A 15,468-nucleotide genomic window follows, 5' to 3' on the forward strand; every position below is an offset into this window, starting at 1 on the left:
CTATCAGTGGCGATATCTGCTCTTTCTGATAATTCCAGATGAATTATTCTGCGTTCATAAGCTGGCATAGAAGGCAGTATCTTTTCTTCTTTCATTAAAGCAACATCATCAGCAGTTAATTTTGCCAGTTCTTTCAAATACTCTATTTTCTTTTTTTTGTAACCATTAATATCCAGGTCAATATAGAATTCCTGGTCAATTTGCCTTCTCAAAATTGACTTTAATAATCTCTGGATTTCAACTAAAGTTTGTCCCCCTTCTCCAATTAAAATTTTAGGTTCATCACTTTTTAAATTAATTGGAACAATTAGATCTTGCTGCGGCAAAAACTGGATTTCCACATCAAATGTGGTTTTTTCAAAAAACTCTTTGGTAACTTGTTTAATTGTCTCTAAATTATTGGGACTCAACATAGTTTTTATTTACAAAATATTGCTGCATTATTGAAAACGAAGAGGTAGCTATCCAATACAAAGCAATAGCTGCTGGCAAACGCAAAAGAATCATAACTGTAAAAAATGGCAGAAAATACATCATTTGTTTTTGCATAATATTTGCAATTTGATTTGCTTTATTATCTCCAGCCTTTTTCATTTTTGGATTCATTGATTTTGCCTGAAAGAATTGAAGGGTACCTGCTAGAATTGCCAAAAGCATACTGGCTTGAGAAAGATTAACTAAACCTAAAAAACTAGGATTAATTATCCCTGCATTAGGAACAAAAGCATATAAGCTACTCATTGCTCCTGGCTCAAGTCCTTTCCAAAAAACCTGATAAAGAGCAATTAAAAGAGGCAATTGGATTAAAAGAGGTAAAAATCCGCTTATTGGATTTATTTTTGCCTCTTGATAAATCTTTAACAATTCTTCAGTTTGTTTTTGTTTGTCATCTTTAAACTTCTTTTGAACCTCTTTTATTTTTGGCTGAAGCTCACTCATTACTCTTTGAGACTTTAAAGACTGGCTCATCAAGGGGTGAAGAGCTATTCTAATTAAAACCGTTAGAACAATTACAGCTATGCCAAAATCATTGCCAGGAAAATAATTATAAATTAAAACCAGCGCATTAAATAATGGTTGATAAAGTACTTTATTAAAAACTTCCAAAAGAATATTCATGTTATATTAAAAGCTTTGATTTTTTTAATATTTTTTCAACTAAGCTGTTTATTTGTTCAAAATCTTTTTCTTTAATTTTTTCAAAAGTTACAAATACAATGTCAAATCCTTTTTTAATATTATCTAATCTCAATCTTACTGATTCACGAAGTCTTCTTTTTATCTTATTCCTTATAACAGCTTTTTTAGAAACTTTAGCTGATACTACAAATCCAAATCTAGAATTTTTCAAGTTATTCTTGTCAAATTTAAGAGCTAAAAAATCCTGCTTTGAACCTTTTCCTTGCTTAAACACTTTTTCAAAATCCTTTTTCTTTTTCAAACGGTTTAATCTAGCTAACATTTTATTAAACAGTAAGTTTTTTACGGCCTTTCTTTCTTCTCCTTTTCAAAATCTTTTTGCCTGACGGAGTTTTGGTTCTTTTCAAAAAACCATGTGTTTTTTTCCTTTTTCTTTTTTTTGGTTTGTAAGTGAATGACATATCTCGTTTATATTATCTTTTAAGATGGTTAAAGTCAATATTTTGAACTGAATCTTTGCATTTATTGAACATAATATTGTCTTTTTTGTCAAGACGAAATCCACAGTTTTTACCCAGTTTTTACTCACATTTTAAACAAAGATTGAAATTTTATACTTATTTTACATTCGTTTGACTTATGGTTATAATGATACATTAACCTTACACATATAATTATGACTGATGAAGAACTTTGGCAGGCAGTACTGGCTCAAATCCAACTCCAGATTTCTAAAGCAAGTTTTAAAACCTGGTTTGGAGACACCCGTATTGTTTCTAAAAAAGAAGGTGCTGTATTTGTATCTGTGCCCAATTCATTTGCGAAAGAATGGCTTGAGCAAAAATACAATAAAACCATTTTTAAAGTGCTGCGCGGACTAGATGAAAAGATTAAGGATGTAAAATATGAAATTGGGAAGCCAAAAACAGAAGTTATCAAAAAAAATGTTCCTTTCTCGATTGAAACAGGTCAATTAGAATTTCAAGAATTTAAAGTTGATAGAGATACAAATCTTAATCCTAGATATACTTTTGATAACTTTATTGTCGGTCCATTTAATGAATTAGCCCAAGCGGCTGGATGGGCAGTAACAAAAAAACCTGGTCAAGTATATAATCCATTTTTTGTATATGGAGGAGTAGGACTAGGAAAAACTCATTTACTTCAATCAATTGGCAATGAAGTTATCAAGAATTTCAAAGATAAAAAAGTAAAATACATACCTACAGACAAGTTTGTTTCTGAGGTGATATCTTCAATTAGAAATAGGGAAACTCAAAGACTAAAAGCGAAATATCAAAAAATTGATGTTTTAATAATAGATGACATTCAGTTTTTAACAGGGAAAGAAAAAACTCAGGAAGAATTCTTTTATACATTTAATAGTCTTTATGAGAAGAATAAACAAATTATTATTTCTTCTGACAGATCTCCAAAAGCTATCCCAGCATTAGCTGAAAGACTAAGGTCGCGTTTTGAAGGAGGAATGATAGCAGATATTTCTTTTCCGGATACAGAAACAAGGATTGCGATATTAAAATCAAAATGCCAAGAAAGGGAAATTGATATTTCTGATGAAATTCTTAATTTTATAGCATCAAAAGTTCAAAGAAATATTAGAGAATTAGAAGGTGCTTTAAATATATTGATTGCTTATCAAAAATTAAACAATAATGCTGCTGATTTAAAAATTACCAAATCACTGCTTAAAAACTTAACCTCATCCCCTTCTCATACTATTAACGCAAAGAAAATAATTCAAACTGTAGCTGAATTCTACGATTTAAAAGAAAAAGACATGCTGTCAGAATCAAGAAAAAAAGAGATTGTAAAACCCAGGCAGATTGCTATGTTTTTATTAAGACAAGAGTTAAAATCATCTTTTCCATTTATTGGAAGAAGGCTTGGAGGAAAAGACCACACAACAGCAATTTATGCATATGAAAAAATAACAAAAGAGGTGGATAAAAACGAAAGTTTAGGCGAAGAAATAGAGTTAATAAAGCAGCGCTTAATGTGTGCTTAAATAGTGGAAAAGTTCTGTAAAAATCATATTAAAAAATAAGTGTTAGGAAATCCAAAAATTTTCCTATGAAGTTTCCATAATAAACCCACAGACTTTTCCCCAATTCAAATATATTCAAAAATCATAATTAATATCATAAGACAACAACAACAATATGAATATAACTATATTAAAGGAAAAACTAAAAGAAGGTATTGGTGTTGTGGAAAAGATTTCGCAAAAATCTTTAACCTTGCCAATACTTCAAAATATTCTTTTTAAAACAGAGAATAATTTTTTAAAATTATCAACTACTAATTTAGAATCAGCTGTTAATTGGTGGGGGCTGGCTAAAATAGGAAAACAAGGAAGCGTTTGTTCTCCAACAAGATTTCTTTCAAACTTTCTATCTTTTTTACCTGAAAAATCTATTGATTTGAGTGAGGATAATTTTGTTATGGATCTAACTTGCGAGAATTATAAGACAAAAATTAAAGGAGTTAATCCTGAAGAATTCCCTATTATTCCTCAGATAAAAGAAGGTCAAAATGTTATTATTGATAATATTAAGTTTTGCCAGTCTTTATCTCAGATATTAAATGTTCCTTCTCCTTCTACTGCTAGGCCTGAGATTTCTGGCATTTACTTTATTTTTGAAAATAATTTAATTAAAATGGTTGCTACTGATAGCTTTAGACTTGCTGAAAAGAAAATATTTTTTGATACTAAACTTTCAAAAAAACATTCTTTGATTTTACCTCAATCTGCTGCCAAAGAAATGGTTAGTATTTTTAGTGAAAAACAAGGGGATTTAAAAATTTCTTTTTCTCCAAATCAGATTTCATTTGAATATATGATGAGTGAAACAGACCATCCTCAGATTCAGTTTATTTCAAGATTGATCAGCGGAGAATATCCTAATTACCAAGAAATAATTCCTAAAAAGTATAAAACTGAAGTGAAAATACAGAGAAAAGAACTTTTAAATCAAATTAAAAGCGCAAGTCTTTTCAGCGGAAAAATTAATGAAGTAAAACTAAGAATTAATCCTAAAACCAATAAAGTTGAAGTTTTAAGCCAGAGTCCTGATTTAGGCGAGTATAAAAGTTTTTTTGTTGGCGATATTAAAGGAGATGATGTTTCGGTTTCTTTTAACCACAGATTTTTAATTGACGGTATTACTGAAATTAAAAAAGACAAATTAACTTTTGAATTAACTAATGAAGACGGACCCGCAGCTTTAAAATCAGAAGGAGAAGAAGATTATCTTTATATCATAATGCCAATTAAATCTGCGTAAGATCCTCTTGGGGCATTTCTGGTTTTTGAAAATCTTGCTTTGGGAATTTTAACAATAGATTATTCATTATTCTGTAAAATATTGGGCCAGCAAGTACAACTCCTGGTTCTTCTTCCATTGATTCATTGTTATTGTTTCCTACCCAAACACCAATAACTACATTTGGATTATATCCTATTGTCCAGGCATCACGAAAATTCTGTGTTGTTCCAGTTTTAGCAGCAACATCAAAATCTCTAAAGTATAGAAGAGAAGAAGAACCAAACATGGGAGAGCGAGCTTGGTTGTCTGATAAAATATCATTTATTAGCCGGGCTGGTTGAGTTTCTAAAACCCTTTGAGGGGTTTTTTTATTTTCTTCAATAATGTTTCCTTTTGAATCTTCAATTTTTAGAATTGAAACTGGCGGAACTTTTAGTCCATCATTTGCAAATACTCCAAAGGCTGAAGTCAATTCAATTAGTTTGACTTCCCAACCGCCAAGTACTATTGAAGGGCCATAAGGAGGTGTTAGGGTATTTATCCCTAGGCTTTGTGCAGTTTTGATACTGTTCTCTAATCCTGCTAAATCTAATAGAACTTTTACTGAAGGCACATTTAATGATTGAGCTAAAGATTGTCTCAAAGTAACTTCGCCTCTGAATAGTTCATCATAGTTTTGAGGAATATATTCTTCATCCCCCCACATTCCAAAATTAGTTTTCTCGTCAATAACAGTATTAGTATCATCATAACCTTGTTTAAAAGCAGTTGCGTAAACAAATGGTTTAAAAGCTGAACCAGGCTGTCTGCCAGGATTTCTTTGTGTTCCTACCACAACATTGAATTTTGGATCAAATAAACAGTCTTTGCCTGAAGTGCAGCCTTCTGGGAAAGAATCTTCGTTATAATCTCCTGTTCCTATTGCCATTGCCAATACATGGCCATTTTTAGGATTGATTACTATTACACCTGCATTATGGGCATTGAATGCTTTATTTAGTTCAATGCCTTGTTTTGTGATTTCTTCGACATCTTGCTGTATTTCCCAATCTAAAGAAGTGTAAACTTTTAACCCCATTCTTCTTAAATAATTTTCGCCATAATTTTCTTCTAATTGTTGTTTAACCCAAAGAGTAAAATAAGGGGCTTTGATTCGAACAGATTTTTCAACAAAAACTATTTCTTCACTCTTTGTTGAAGAGGCTGTTTCTTTATTTATGAATCCTTCACTATTCATCCTGTCTAGTATATAATCTTTTCTAATCATAAGCTGGTCTTTGTTTATTCCATAAGGCGACAGTCTTGATGGTGCTTGGATTAAAGCTGCTAATATTGCTGATTCAGATAAAGAGATTTCAGAAGCAGATTTGTTAAAATAGGTTTGACTGGCTGATTCTACTCCATAGGCATTTTGGCCAAAAGGAACTTGATTTAAATACCATTCAAGAATCTTATCTTTTGGATAGCGTCTGTTTAATTCTAAAGCTAAAACAATCTCTTTGATCTTTCTCTCGGCTGTTTTATCAAGAGTTAGAAATGTTGATCTTATCAATTGTTGGGGAATAGTAGAACCTCCGTGAACTGGCTGTCCAATCCTTAAATCAGTCAAAACAGCTCTTACAATGCCTTTAATATCAACCCCAAAGTGATTATAGAAATTAGCATCTTCAGTTGCTATTACAGCCTGTTTTAAGTGTTCAGATATGAATTCTAAAGAAATCCATGTTCTTTTTTCTTCACCATAAATCTCATATAAAAGTGTTTGACCTGTTTTGTCGTAAATCTTTGTTGATTGGGCTAGTTGCCTTTCATTAAATATTTCCGGTCTTGGAAAATTTCTGACATAATAAAAAAATGCAAGAATAAAAAGCAAAAGACATGCTACTGCAAGTGTAATAAAAGATTTGATAGGAAACTTAAATGATCCTTTATTCTTTTCCTTTCCTCTGTATGTTTTTCTGTAGTATTTTCTTTTTACCATGACTTTTATTATTTTAACTAAATTTTTCCATTGTTGCCAAAAGACTAGAGTATTTTTAATGTATTGTCAAAGATATTAAATAATTATAAATTTAAGTATATGAACCAAGATAAAAGAATTAATCAAGTTTTAACAAAAGGCACAGAACAGGTTTTGCCAAATAAAAAAGGTTTAACAGACCTAATGAAAAAACAAAAGATAAGGCTATATTTTGGCATTGACCCAACAAGCCCAAATATTCATATCGGCCATGCTGTGCCCTTAAGAAAATTAAGAGATTTTCAAGAATTAGGCCATGAAGTGATTTTATTATTTGGCACCTTTACTGCTCAGATTGGTGATCCTTCTGGCAAAGATAAAAAAAGAGAACCTTTAACTTTAAAGCAAGTTAAAAAAAATATTGCCACTTATAAAAAGCAGGCTTCAAAAGTGCTAGACATGTCAAAAACTAAGATCAAACAAAATCATGTTTGGCTTGAGAAATTAAAGTTTGATGATTTGGTGAAAATAGGTTCTCATTTTACAACTTCAAGACTGCTCGAAAGAAACATGTTCCAGAACAGACTTAAAAAAGGACAAGAAGTATGGCTTAATGAATTGTTCTATCCTTTGATGCAGGGCTATGATTCAGTTGCAATGAATATTGATTTAGAAATAGGAGGGACAGATCAATTATTCAATATGTTAGTGGGCAGAAAACTTCAAAGAATCTACAATAAAAAAGAAAAGTATGTTTTAACAATTCCAATGCTGACTGGTTTAGATGGAAGAGAAATGAGTAAAACTCATAGTAATTTTGTTAATTTGACTGATACGCCAAATGACATGTTCGGAAAAATTATGTCTTTAAAAGATGAATTAATTATTCATTATTTTGAATTGTGTACTAATCTGGATTTAGTGGAAATCGAGGAAATGGAAAAAGAGTTGAAAGAAAAAATAATAAACCCACGGGATATAAAAGCAAAATTAGCAAAAGAAATTGTAAAGATTTATTACGATGAGAAATTAGCTGAAAAAGCTGAGAAAGAATTCAATAAAGTTTTTAAAGAAAAAAAACTGCCTTCAGAAATTAAAAAAGTAAGAATATTAGAAAAAGAAATTGACATTCTAAATCTTTTAGTAAAAGCAAAGTTGGTTTTATCAAAAGCAGAAGCAAAAAGATTAATTGAACAGAATGCGGTTGCAATTGACAGCGTCTTGAAAACAGATTGGCAGGAAAAAATTAAAATTAAAAGAGGAATGATTATTAAAGTTGGCAAAAGAAGGTTTGCCCAAATAATATAGAAATTTGAGTGAAAATTTCAAAAACCCCTTTAAAGGGGTTTTTGTTTTAAATATTGTGTAAATTATTCTTCGTCAAACTCGTCATTAAAATTGTCTTCATCAATATCATCAGAGTCTCCGTCGTTCGTATCTTCGTCGCTGTCTTCTTGATCTACTTCTTCTTCGTCAGTAAAAAGAGTTGAGAATTTCTCTTCGTAGACCATATTATTAATTTTTCAATTCTTATCCGCGACCTTTGATTTCATTTTTTTGAAATCTTAAAGAATATTATAAGTAGCGGACAAGTCTTGTCAAGTGTGGAAATCAATTTCTTTTAAAAGATAGGTGGCAGCAACAGCTAAGGCATCAGCAGCATCATCTGGTTTTGGAATTTCTTTAAGTCTAAGCATTTTTTGAATGCTTTTTTGAACTTCTTTTTTATCTGCCCTTCCATAGCCAGCAACAGTTAATTTAATTTGGAGAGGAGTATACTCCCACACAGGGAGTTTTTTCTTTGCAGCTGTCAGTAAAATTGAGCCTTTTGCTTGAGACACCGGAATAACTGTTTTAAAGTTTCTAAAAAAGAATATCTTTTCTATTGCTAAAATGTCTGGCTGGTATTCTTTTATTATTTTTGATAATTCATTGTTGATTTGTCTTAGCCTTTCTCCGGGTTCCACTCCAGGAGCAGTGCGTATTACATTATAGCCTAAGCATTTTAAAGATTTTGATTTTTCAATAATTCCATAACCAGTGCTTGCTGTTCCCGGGTCAATACCTAAAATAATCATAGTTTCAGATTGGAGTAAATATCCTGAATATTGTCATTTTCATTTAATGCTTCAAAAAGTTTTTGACAAGCTTGTCTTTGTTTTTCATCAATTTCAATTTCTTCTTTTGGTTTCCATTCCAGCCCTGATGAATCAATCTTAATCCCTTTTCCTTCCAAGTTCTTCTTAACTTTTTCTAAGCTTTCTATACTTGTATAAGCATCTAAGTCGTTATTATTCCAAATAACATCTTCAGCTTCAGCTTCAATTGCAGTAAGCTCTAGTTTCTCTTTATCTTTTAATTCTTCGCTTTGTGCTTCCAGTTTAATTGTTGCGTATCCTTTTCTTTCAAACATCCATTTAATTGCTCCTTCTTGAACAAACTTGCCATTGTATTGAGCTAGAATTTTTTTAACTTCTCCTAACGCCCTGTTTTTATTATCAGTGATTCCTTCAATTAATATGGCAATATTGCCTGGACCATAAGCTTCAAATAAAAACTCTTCAAGTTTTCCTTCTCCTCCTTCTCCGCTAGCGCGCTTGATCGCTCTTTCAATATTGTCATTCGGCATATTAAAAGAACGAGCAGTTTCAATTGCCATTCTTAACTTAGAATTGGTTTCTGTGTTAGGGCCTCCCTCTCTTATAGCAACAGTGATAAGTCGGTTTATTTTAGAAAACATCTGGCTTCTTTGTTTAGCGCCAGCTTCTTTTTTACTTTTTACAGTTTTAGCATGCGAATGACCTGACATAATATTGTCTTTGTTTGCTTGAGTTTATTATGGTTCAATATTAGCTCATTTTTCTTTGAAAATCAATTTTCTTTTATTTATCACTTTTTTCAGTTTTAAGATCGCTATATTTGAAAAAACAGCGAAAATTAAGGCGATTGAAAAAACTTTTAAAAATTGATTATTTGTTTTTGTGGTCGGCTTAACCGCAGAAGCAATCATTTTTTCGCTGTTCTTTAAAATTTCTTTACTTTCTGGTTTATTTGCTGATTCTCTAATGATGAGCTGTTCAGGCTCTTTGCTTTTTTGTTCTATTATATTGTCATTTTCAGGAGTGAGTTTTTCGCTCCAGGACCAGCCAGAACTTGTTAGATTATATGATTGCACTCTCAAAGCTTTTTCATAGCTTACAGTGTCAATTATTGCGTTATTGGGTTGAATTAAATGTAAGGTGTCAGCATCATTGTTTAATATAATTTTTGTTTCAGGCCTTAAAATGACTAAATAGCTTTTGCTTTTTATTGTTGTATTTATTGGAAAAGTATAAGTTGTGATACTACCGATAGAGTCTTTTATTTTCCAACCGTTCAAATCAACATCAAAGTCATTTTTATTGAAAATTTCTATGAATTCATTTTCACTATCAGGCCCATCAGGAGAAGGAAGAATTTCGCTAAACACAATATTTGAAGGATAGAATATTTTTTCAGCCTGTTGTTCTGGTTCTTGAGTTGATTCTGGTTCAGAAACTGGTTCTTGTTCAATTTCCTGTTTAATAAAAACGCTATTTGTTATGTTTGGAGTGCCTGATGGATTTTTGCTTGTTTGCCAATTTAATGAAGTTGGGCTGATTCTTTCCATTGTTTGCTTGGTAGCATTATCTCCAGCCAGCCAATTATCTGTGCAATTTATTTCATCAATTAAATTATCTTGATTATCAAAAAGCTGTAAATATTCTCCTTTATTACTTAATGCGCCTGTATAAATTTGATCTGCAATTATATTTGGAATAGTTGTGTCATTAGTCCTTTCTAAAACATAAAAACCATTCGATTGAATGGTTCCTGAAAGAGTTATTTCTGGTGTTCCGTCAATGGCTTTTAATGTCCAGCCATCCAGATTAATTAATGAATTAGTGTTATTGTATAACTCAATCCATTCGTCGTAACGAGAACTATCTGTTCCCATCCAGGAAATTTCATTAATGACAACATCTAGATTATTAAAAGCTGAGATTGAGTAAAAAGGTAAAAGAATGAGTAAAAAGAAAATGCTCTTTTTTAAGATTTTATTTACCATTATATTATTTTATCATAAAGAACTTAATTACAGGGGCTCGTAGAGGATGTTAGAACTAAGATTCTACTTAATTTAACTAGCTAAAAATTTTATAAATAAAAACATGAGTTTGAGTTTTTATAGTTTACTTTTTGTATTCTTGTTTAACTTATGAACTTGACTAGGCATTTCTACTTAAACAATATCTGGAAATTGGACAAACTTCACACTTTGGTCTCCTGGAATTACACACCTCTCTGCCAAACTCTATCAATATCAAATGAACTTTTAACCGTTCTTTTGGTTTAACCAAGCTCTCTAAAACCGCCCTTATTTCTTCATAAACAGCGTTTTCTTTTACTAATCCCCACCTTTTGATAATTCTCCTTATGTGAGTATCAATAGGAAAAACATTACATTGGGCAACAAAACTAAGAACCACATCTGCCGTCTTTGTCCCAACGCCTGGAAGATTAAGCAATTCTTCTCTCGCTTCGCTACAGGATTTATTCAAAATCTCTTCTAAGCTATTTTCGTTCTTCTCTGTTAAGATCTTTGAAATTTTTTTAATCCTCAATGCCTTAATACGATGTAGGCCAGCCGGACGAATGCATTTTATTAACTCATCTAAATTTGCTCTTGCCAAGACGTTTGGAATTATTCTAAACTTCTTTCGTAAATTCTTGAATGCTCTAATGTTATTTTGTCGTTGAGTGGCTTGTGACAATATGGTTGCCACCAAAACTTCAAAAGCTGTAAATTTTTTACTCCAAATCTGCACTGAGAATTTCTGTCTTAAGATTTTTATCACTTTATCAAAAATCGATTTTTTCATATTTCAATTCTATCAAAAAACCGCTCAAAGAGCGATTTCTTGAAAAATTTTGCAAGAGCTCGTAGAGGATGCTAGAACCAGGATTATGGCTGCGGAAGGCATTTCATGACGAATTTATTGAATACTAGGCGAATACTATCTCTTGGCAAAAGATATAAGTCTTTTATGCTATAAATAGATATTAACTATTAGGAGGTGAAAAATTGAGCGACTACCAAGATGGATACGACAAAGGATACGAGGACGGCCTTGAAGGCGACCACCGCATTAACACAGCGATAGTTGATGCTGTTCTGGGTGTTACTGATCGAGAAGAAGAATGGCGAGAAGGATACGAAGACGGCTACAAAGCAGGACAGGAAGAAAAAGAAAGCGAAGAATAAATAATAAATAAAGAGTCGAGTTAATGAACGACTCTTTTTCCTTTGTACAGATAGTAAGATACTTCTCCTTTTTCACAACTTGACATTGTTTGTGACTCATTACTAAACGGCCAAACCGCTAAAATTATTCTCACCCCTTTTTTTGCGTCTTTTTTTATCTTTGCCTTCAACTTTTTATACATCTTAGGATGCAAAAAGGCATATAGTATATCAGCTTCAGAAATATCATGTTTAAAAAAATTTCCATATCTAATTTTAACTTTTTTATAGAATAAAGATTTTATTTTCGAATAAAAATAAAAAATTGGCGAAATTTCTATTCCAACACATCTTATGCCATGGTTTTTTTCTAAATAAAATAATAAATCTCCTGTGCCACTACCCAGATCATAAAACACATCATCGGACTTCAAAATCGCCATCTTCGCAATGCGTTCATAATCTTTTTTTCGAGTAGGCATCCAGATTACTCCCCAAAAAATGCCGAAGGCAAATAAAACCAACAAAACCTCTATTATTAAAATAAAAATTCTGAAATCCATTCTTGTTAAAACATTTAGTTTATATTAGATTGCCCCTTTGATTTAGTCTTACCACTAACCCATTCTGTATTTTTAATACTAACAAAACAGAAAACTATTCTCAACATTTAACAAAACCAAAAACCCGAGACAATAATCTCGGGCTTTGAATTTGAGCAGCAGGGGCAAAGGGAATTAAACTTAAATGCAAAATTGAAAAAAATGAAATAAAAACAGCTTAAATCCGTCTTATTGTATAGATGTGGTTTAAGTGTTAAAAACTTGACAAATCTAATTACATATATTAGAATAAATGAACGAAGACTCAAAATCCCTAGAGTTGGGGGTTAGGAATTTTTCTTAGCCGGACAGGTTGGCTTTGGCGAACCTGTTCCTCGGAAAAGTTCTGAGCTTATGTTGCTAAACCTAAGTAACCCCCAATTCTGGGGTTTTTGTATTTTTAATCACCTGTTGCTTTTTCCACTTCTTCGATTGTTGTTATGCCTTCTAAAATCTTGATCAAGCCATCTTGATACATTGAAATCATTCCTTTTTCAACTGCTTTTTCATTTAAAGCAGCGATAGAAGGTGATGTTAAAATAAATTTTTCCATTTCATCATCAATTAAAAATGCTTCATAAATGCCTGTTCTTCCTTTATAGCCAGTATTGTTGCATTCCTTACATCCAGCTGGTTCAGGGATTTTAATATTTTCATCTATTTTTGGTATTTTCACGCTTTTGGGCAGGTTTTTTAATCCTTTTTTCAGTTTTTCCAATTCTTGTTCGGAAGCTTTTCTTATTTTAGCGCATTTTTTACAAACTCTTCTTATTAATCTTTGAGCAATAGCCATATTAATGGCAGGAGCAATATTAACTGCTTTCTCTCCCAGCGCTTGAAGTCTTGTTACTGTTCCAGCAGCATCATTAGTATGGAGTGTCGTAAAAACTAAATGTCCTGTTAAAGCAGCTTGAAGAGATATGCTTGCAGTTTCTAAATCCCTTACCTCTCCTACCAACACTACATCAGGATCTTGTCTCATAATAGAACGCAGTCCATTGGCAAAATCATAACCTTTTGAAGGATTAACTTGAGTTTGAGATATTCCTTTTAAATGATATTCAATTGGATCTTCAATTGTAATGACTTTAGCTTCAGGGCTTTGGATTTTTTTCAAAAATGCATAAAGAGTTGTTGTTTTACCAGAACCAGTTGGTCCTGTGATGACAATCATTCCATTTGGTTTTTTAATTTCTTTATTGAATAACTCAAGTAAATCTTTTCTTAACCCTAAAGTTTCAAGATCAATCAAGCTTTTTGGATTTAGGATTCTTAAAACTATTGTTTCACCATATTCAGAAGGCAGGATTGAAGTCCTTATTTCTATAAGCAAAGGTTTTTTAGATTCCTTATCAGTCGTTAAAATAGAAAACCGCCCATCTTGTGGCCGATCTGCAATATTTAACTTTAATTCTGAAAGAAGTTTTACTCTTGATATTATTGACTGATACATTTTGCTGTCAAAAAACAAAATGTCCTGTAAAAGCCCGTCAATTCTAACACGAAGCTTTGTATTTTCTTCTTTTGGTTCAAAGTGAATATCAGAAACATTTAAATGAATTGCGCTCCCTAAAATAATTTCAAGTACTTCTGTTAGTCTGCCCTTTAAAGATTCTTCAATCTTTGTTTTTAAATCAGATATGCTTTTAACCTCTTTTTCTATTTCAGTTAAAATAGCTTCTGTTATTTCTGTTTCTCCAGTTATTTTTTTTGAAATTTCTTTCATAAAAATCTACAATACATAAATACAACGTGAGCATTACTTGAATCTATCTCATCTTGTTTTAAAAGTCAATTTAGACAAACAAATGAAAAAAGAATACATAACTAACAGTGTTTTAAAAACACAGAAATTAGCAAAGCAGCTAGCAAAAGAAATCTTAAAAAAACAAGAGAGCCGAAAAGCCCATGTTTTAGGATTAGAAGGAGATTTAGGGGGAGGTAAAACAACGTTTCTCCAGGGATTTGCAAAAGGATTAGGCATTAGACAAAAGATTTTAAGTCCTACTTTTGTTATTTTAAAAAAGTTTAAAGTAAAGCATAAAATCTTTTATCATATTGATTGTTATCGTATTAAAAAACCAAAAGAAATACTGGATTTAGGTTTTAAACAAATTATTTCTGACCCAAGAAACATTGTTGCAGTTGAGTGGTCTAATCGCATTAAGAAAATCATGCCAAAAAATACAATCTTAATTAGTTTTGAATTTATTAATAAAAATAAAAGGAAAATAATAATTAAATGAAAAAAGAAAAAAAACGCTTAATAATAATTGATAGCAATTCAGTGATTCATCGTGCTTTTCATGCTCTGCCTCCTTTGACAACAAAAAAAGGAGAAATAGTTAATGCTGTTTATGGGTTTTTGCTTGTTTTTTTAAAAGCAATTAAAGAATTTGAGCCAGACTATATTGCAGCTTGTTTTGATTTTCCTGCTCCAACATTTCGACATAAAAAATTTAAAGAGTATAAAGCAAAAAGACCAAAAGCACCTGATGAACTTTATGAACAGTTTCCAAAAGTAAAACAAGTTTTAAAAGCTTTTGATGTTAAAATTTTAGAAAAACAAGGATTTGAAGCAGATGATATTATTGGAACAATTAGCAAGAAGTTTCCTAAAAAACAAATTTTGCCTGAAGTTGAGACAATTATTTTAAGTGGAGATTTAGATGTTCTTCAGTTGGTTGATAAATACACAAAAGTTTATCTTTTAAGAAAAGGAGTAAAAAACACTTTTTTGTACAATGAAGAATTAGTTAAAGAAAGATATTCAGGCTTAAGCTTTGATCAATTAATTGATTTAAGAGCCTTAAGGGGCGATCAATCAGACAACATTCCAGGAGTAACAGGAATAGGAGAAAAAACAGCCATCAGCCTTTTAAAAGAATTCGGCACTTTAGAAAACATTTACAAACAGATAGAAAAAAAGGGAGAAAATTTAAACACAATAAAACCTAGAGTTCAAAAGCTTTTAATTGAACAGAAAGAACAAGCTTTTTTCAGCCAGGAGCTAGCAACAATCTATAAGAACGTGCCAATTGAAGTTAATCCTAAATCCTATAAGTGGGATAAATATGATAAAAGTAAAGTAATTAAAATTTTAGAAGAGTTTGGGTTTAGTAGCTTGGTAAAAAGATTGTCAGAAAAACCAGAGAAAGAGAAAAAACAGGAAAAAAGTGCCAGGGAATTAACGTTATGGTAAAATATTAAAAAGAA

General features: G+C 31.4%; 18 protein-coding genes. 6 read left to right on the top strand and 12 right to left on the bottom strand.

Translation table 11 applies throughout. The features are described 5' to 3' along the window. The 4 genes from KJI70_02460 to rpmH all read right to left on the bottom strand — a co-directional run. Positions 1-413 (bottom strand): hypothetical protein (locus KJI70_02460; GenBank protein ID MCP6718376.1); only part of this gene is annotated, 413 nt, incomplete at its 3' end. Further along, on the bottom strand, positions 397-1,119 hold the full coding sequence (locus tag KJI70_02465; GenBank protein ID MCP6718377.1) for a YidC/Oxa1 family membrane protein insertase: 723 nt from the start codon (positions 1,117-1,119) through the stop codon (positions 397-399). The genes KJI70_02460 and KJI70_02465, both read right to left, overlap by 17 nt. 1 nt (position 1,120) lies before the next feature. After that, a complete protein-coding gene (gene rnpA / locus KJI70_02470; GenBank protein MCP6718378.1) occupies positions 1,121-1,462 on the bottom strand; it encodes a ribonuclease P protein component in 342 nt (113 codons plus the stop codon). A gap of 4 nt (positions 1,463-1,466) precedes the next feature. Next, complete coding sequence (gene rpmH, locus KJI70_02475) at positions 1,467-1,601, bottom strand: 50S ribosomal protein L34 (GenBank protein ID MCP6718379.1); 135 nt, start codon at positions 1,599-1,601, stop codon at positions 1,467-1,469. A 215-nt stretch (positions 1,602-1,816) separates the two neighbouring features. Here rpmH and dnaA point away from each other — a divergent pair, with 215 nt between their 5' ends. Continuing rightward, positions 1,817-3,166 (top strand): chromosomal replication initiator protein DnaA, encoded by a 1,350-nt coding sequence (gene dnaA / locus KJI70_02480; GenBank protein MCP6718380.1) that lies wholly within the window; start codon positions 1,817-1,819, stop codon positions 3,164-3,166. 154 nt (positions 3,167-3,320) lie between these two features. Then, entirely contained in the window at positions 3,321-4,445 is a 1,125-nt protein-coding gene (gene dnaN, locus KJI70_02485) for a DNA polymerase III subunit beta (protein ID MCP6718381.1), read from the top strand. Here the strand turns inward: dnaN and KJI70_02490 are convergent. After that, positions 4,432-6,408, bottom strand: a complete 1,977-nt coding sequence (locus tag KJI70_02490) for a PBP1A family penicillin-binding protein (protein ID MCP6718382.1) — start codon at positions 6,406-6,408, stop codon at positions 4,432-4,434. The genes dnaN and KJI70_02490 overlap by 14 nt on opposite strands. A 99-nt stretch (positions 6,409-6,507) precedes the next feature. Between KJI70_02490 and tyrS the strand changes: the two genes are divergently transcribed. Next, positions 6,508-7,695: a tyrosine--tRNA ligase gene (tyrS, locus tag KJI70_02495; protein MCP6718383.1), complete on the top strand. Its 1,188-nt coding sequence runs from the start codon at positions 6,508-6,510 to the stop codon at positions 7,693-7,695. Between the two features lie 62 nt (positions 7,696-7,757). Here the strand turns inward: tyrS and KJI70_02500 are convergent, their stop codons facing one another. From KJI70_02500 to KJI70_02520, 5 genes are all read right to left on the bottom strand, one after another. Further along, positions 7,758-7,898, bottom strand: a complete 141-nt coding sequence (locus KJI70_02500; GenBank protein ID MCP6718384.1) for a hypothetical protein — start codon at positions 7,896-7,898, stop codon at positions 7,758-7,760. A gap of 87 nt (positions 7,899-7,985) precedes the next feature. Further along, positions 7,986-8,465 (bottom strand): crossover junction endodeoxyribonuclease RuvC, encoded by a 480-nt coding sequence (gene ruvC, locus KJI70_02505; GenBank protein ID MCP6718385.1) that lies wholly within the window; start codon positions 8,463-8,465, stop codon positions 7,986-7,988. Further along, entirely contained in the window at positions 8,462-9,196 is a 735-nt protein-coding gene (locus KJI70_02510) for a YebC/PmpR family DNA-binding transcriptional regulator (protein ID MCP6718386.1), read from the bottom strand. Before KJI70_02510 ends, ruvC begins: the two co-directional genes overlap by 4 nt. 45 nt (positions 9,197-9,241) lie before the next feature. Then, entirely contained in the window at positions 9,242-10,474 is a 1,233-nt protein-coding gene (locus tag KJI70_02515) for a lamin tail domain-containing protein (GenBank protein MCP6718387.1), read from the bottom strand. 160 nt (positions 10,475-10,634) lie between these two features. After that, positions 10,635-11,288: an endonuclease III gene (locus KJI70_02520; protein MCP6718388.1), complete on the bottom strand. Its 654-nt coding sequence runs from the start codon at positions 11,286-11,288 to the stop codon at positions 10,635-10,637. A 203-nt stretch (positions 11,289-11,491) separates the two neighbouring features. On the opposite strand from KJI70_02520, the gene KJI70_02525 reads away from it, so the two are divergent. Next, positions 11,492-11,671 (top strand): hypothetical protein, encoded by a 180-nt coding sequence (locus tag KJI70_02525; GenBank protein ID MCP6718389.1) that lies wholly within the window; start codon positions 11,492-11,494, stop codon positions 11,669-11,671. Between the two features lie 20 nt (positions 11,672-11,691). Here the strand turns inward: KJI70_02525 and KJI70_02530 are convergent, their stop codons facing one another. Both KJI70_02530 and KJI70_02535 read right to left on the bottom strand, forming a co-directional pair. Continuing rightward, positions 11,692-12,213, bottom strand: coding sequence for a hypothetical protein (locus tag KJI70_02530; GenBank protein MCP6718390.1), 522 nt, complete (start codon positions 12,211-12,213; stop codon positions 11,692-11,694). A gap of 439 nt (positions 12,214-12,652) precedes the next feature. After that, on the bottom strand, positions 12,653-13,978 hold the full coding sequence (locus tag KJI70_02535) for a GspE/PulE family protein (protein ID MCP6718391.1): 1,326 nt from the start codon (positions 13,976-13,978) through the stop codon (positions 12,653-12,655). 82 nt (positions 13,979-14,060) lie between these two features. On the opposite strand from KJI70_02535, the gene tsaE reads away from it, so the two are divergent. Both tsaE and KJI70_02545 read left to right on the top strand, forming a co-directional pair. Further along, the gene (gene tsaE / locus KJI70_02540; protein ID MCP6718392.1) at positions 14,061-14,498 is read left to right on the top strand and encodes a tRNA (adenosine(37)-N6)-threonylcarbamoyltransferase complex ATPase subunit type 1 TsaE; all 438 of its coding nucleotides are present in this window, start codon (positions 14,061-14,063) and stop codon (positions 14,496-14,498) included. Further along, positions 14,495-15,454, top strand: a complete 960-nt coding sequence (locus KJI70_02545; protein ID MCP6718393.1) for a hypothetical protein — start codon at positions 14,495-14,497, stop codon at positions 15,452-15,454. The genes tsaE and KJI70_02545 overlap by 4 nt, the downstream gene beginning before the upstream one ends. Positions 15,455-15,468 lie beyond the last annotated feature (14 nt).

The organism is Patescibacteria group bacterium, from assembly GCA_024238995.1.
Classification (GTDB): domain Bacteria; phylum Patescibacteriota; class Minisyncoccia; order Minisyncoccales; family JANBVM01; genus JANBVL01.

What these genes read in the sequence shown, in the direction of transcription:
- dnaN (MCP6718381.1), top strand. Translation starts at nt 3,321, where the DNA reads ATGAATATAACTATATTAAAGGAAAAACTAAAAGAAGGTATTGGTGTT.
- KJI70_02520 (MCP6718388.1), bottom strand. Translation starts at nt 11,288, where the DNA reads ATGAAAAAATCGATTTTTGATAAAGTGATAAAAATCTTAAGACAGAAA.
- KJI70_02545 (MCP6718393.1), top strand. Translation starts at nt 14,495, where the DNA reads ATGAAAAAAGAAAAAAAACGCTTAATAATAATTGATAGCAATTCAGTG.
- rpmH (MCP6718379.1), bottom strand. Translation starts at nt 1,601, where the DNA reads ATGTCATTCACTTACAAACCAAAAAAAAGAAAAAGGAAAAAAACACAT.
- tyrS (MCP6718383.1), top strand. Translation starts at nt 6,508, where the DNA reads ATGAACCAAGATAAAAGAATTAATCAAGTTTTAACAAAAGGCACAGAA.
- rnpA (MCP6718378.1), bottom strand. Translation starts at nt 1,462, where the DNA reads ATGTTAGCTAGATTAAACCGTTTGAAAAAGAAAAAGGATTTTGAAAAA.
- tsaE (MCP6718392.1), top strand. Translation starts at nt 14,061, where the DNA reads ATGAAAAAAGAATACATAACTAACAGTGTTTTAAAAACACAGAAATTA.
- KJI70_02515 (MCP6718387.1), bottom strand. Translation starts at nt 10,474, where the DNA reads ATGGTAAATAAAATCTTAAAAAAGAGCATTTTCTTTTTACTCATTCTT.
- dnaA (MCP6718380.1), top strand. Translation starts at nt 1,817, where the DNA reads ATGACTGATGAAGAACTTTGGCAGGCAGTACTGGCTCAAATCCAACTC.
- KJI70_02535 (MCP6718391.1), bottom strand. Translation starts at nt 13,978, where the DNA reads ATGAAAGAAATTTCAAAAAAAATAACTGGAGAAACAGAAATAACAGAA.
- KJI70_02500 (MCP6718384.1), bottom strand. Translation starts at nt 7,898, where the DNA reads ATGGTCTACGAAGAGAAATTCTCAACTCTTTTTACTGACGAAGAAGAA.
- KJI70_02510 (MCP6718386.1), bottom strand. Translation starts at nt 9,196, where the DNA reads ATGTCAGGTCATTCGCATGCTAAAACTGTAAAAAGTAAAAAAGAAGCT.
- KJI70_02490 (MCP6718382.1), bottom strand. Translation starts at nt 6,408, where the DNA reads ATGGTAAAAAGAAAATACTACAGAAAAACATACAGAGGAAAGGAAAAG.
- KJI70_02530 (MCP6718390.1), bottom strand. Translation starts at nt 12,213, where the DNA reads ATGGATTTCAGAATTTTTATTTTAATAATAGAGGTTTTGTTGGTTTTA.
- ruvC (MCP6718385.1), bottom strand. Translation starts at nt 8,465, where the DNA reads ATGATTATTTTAGGTATTGACCCGGGAACAGCAAGCACTGGTTATGGA.
- KJI70_02465 (MCP6718377.1), bottom strand. Translation starts at nt 1,119, where the DNA reads ATGAATATTCTTTTGGAAGTTTTTAATAAAGTACTTTATCAACCATTA.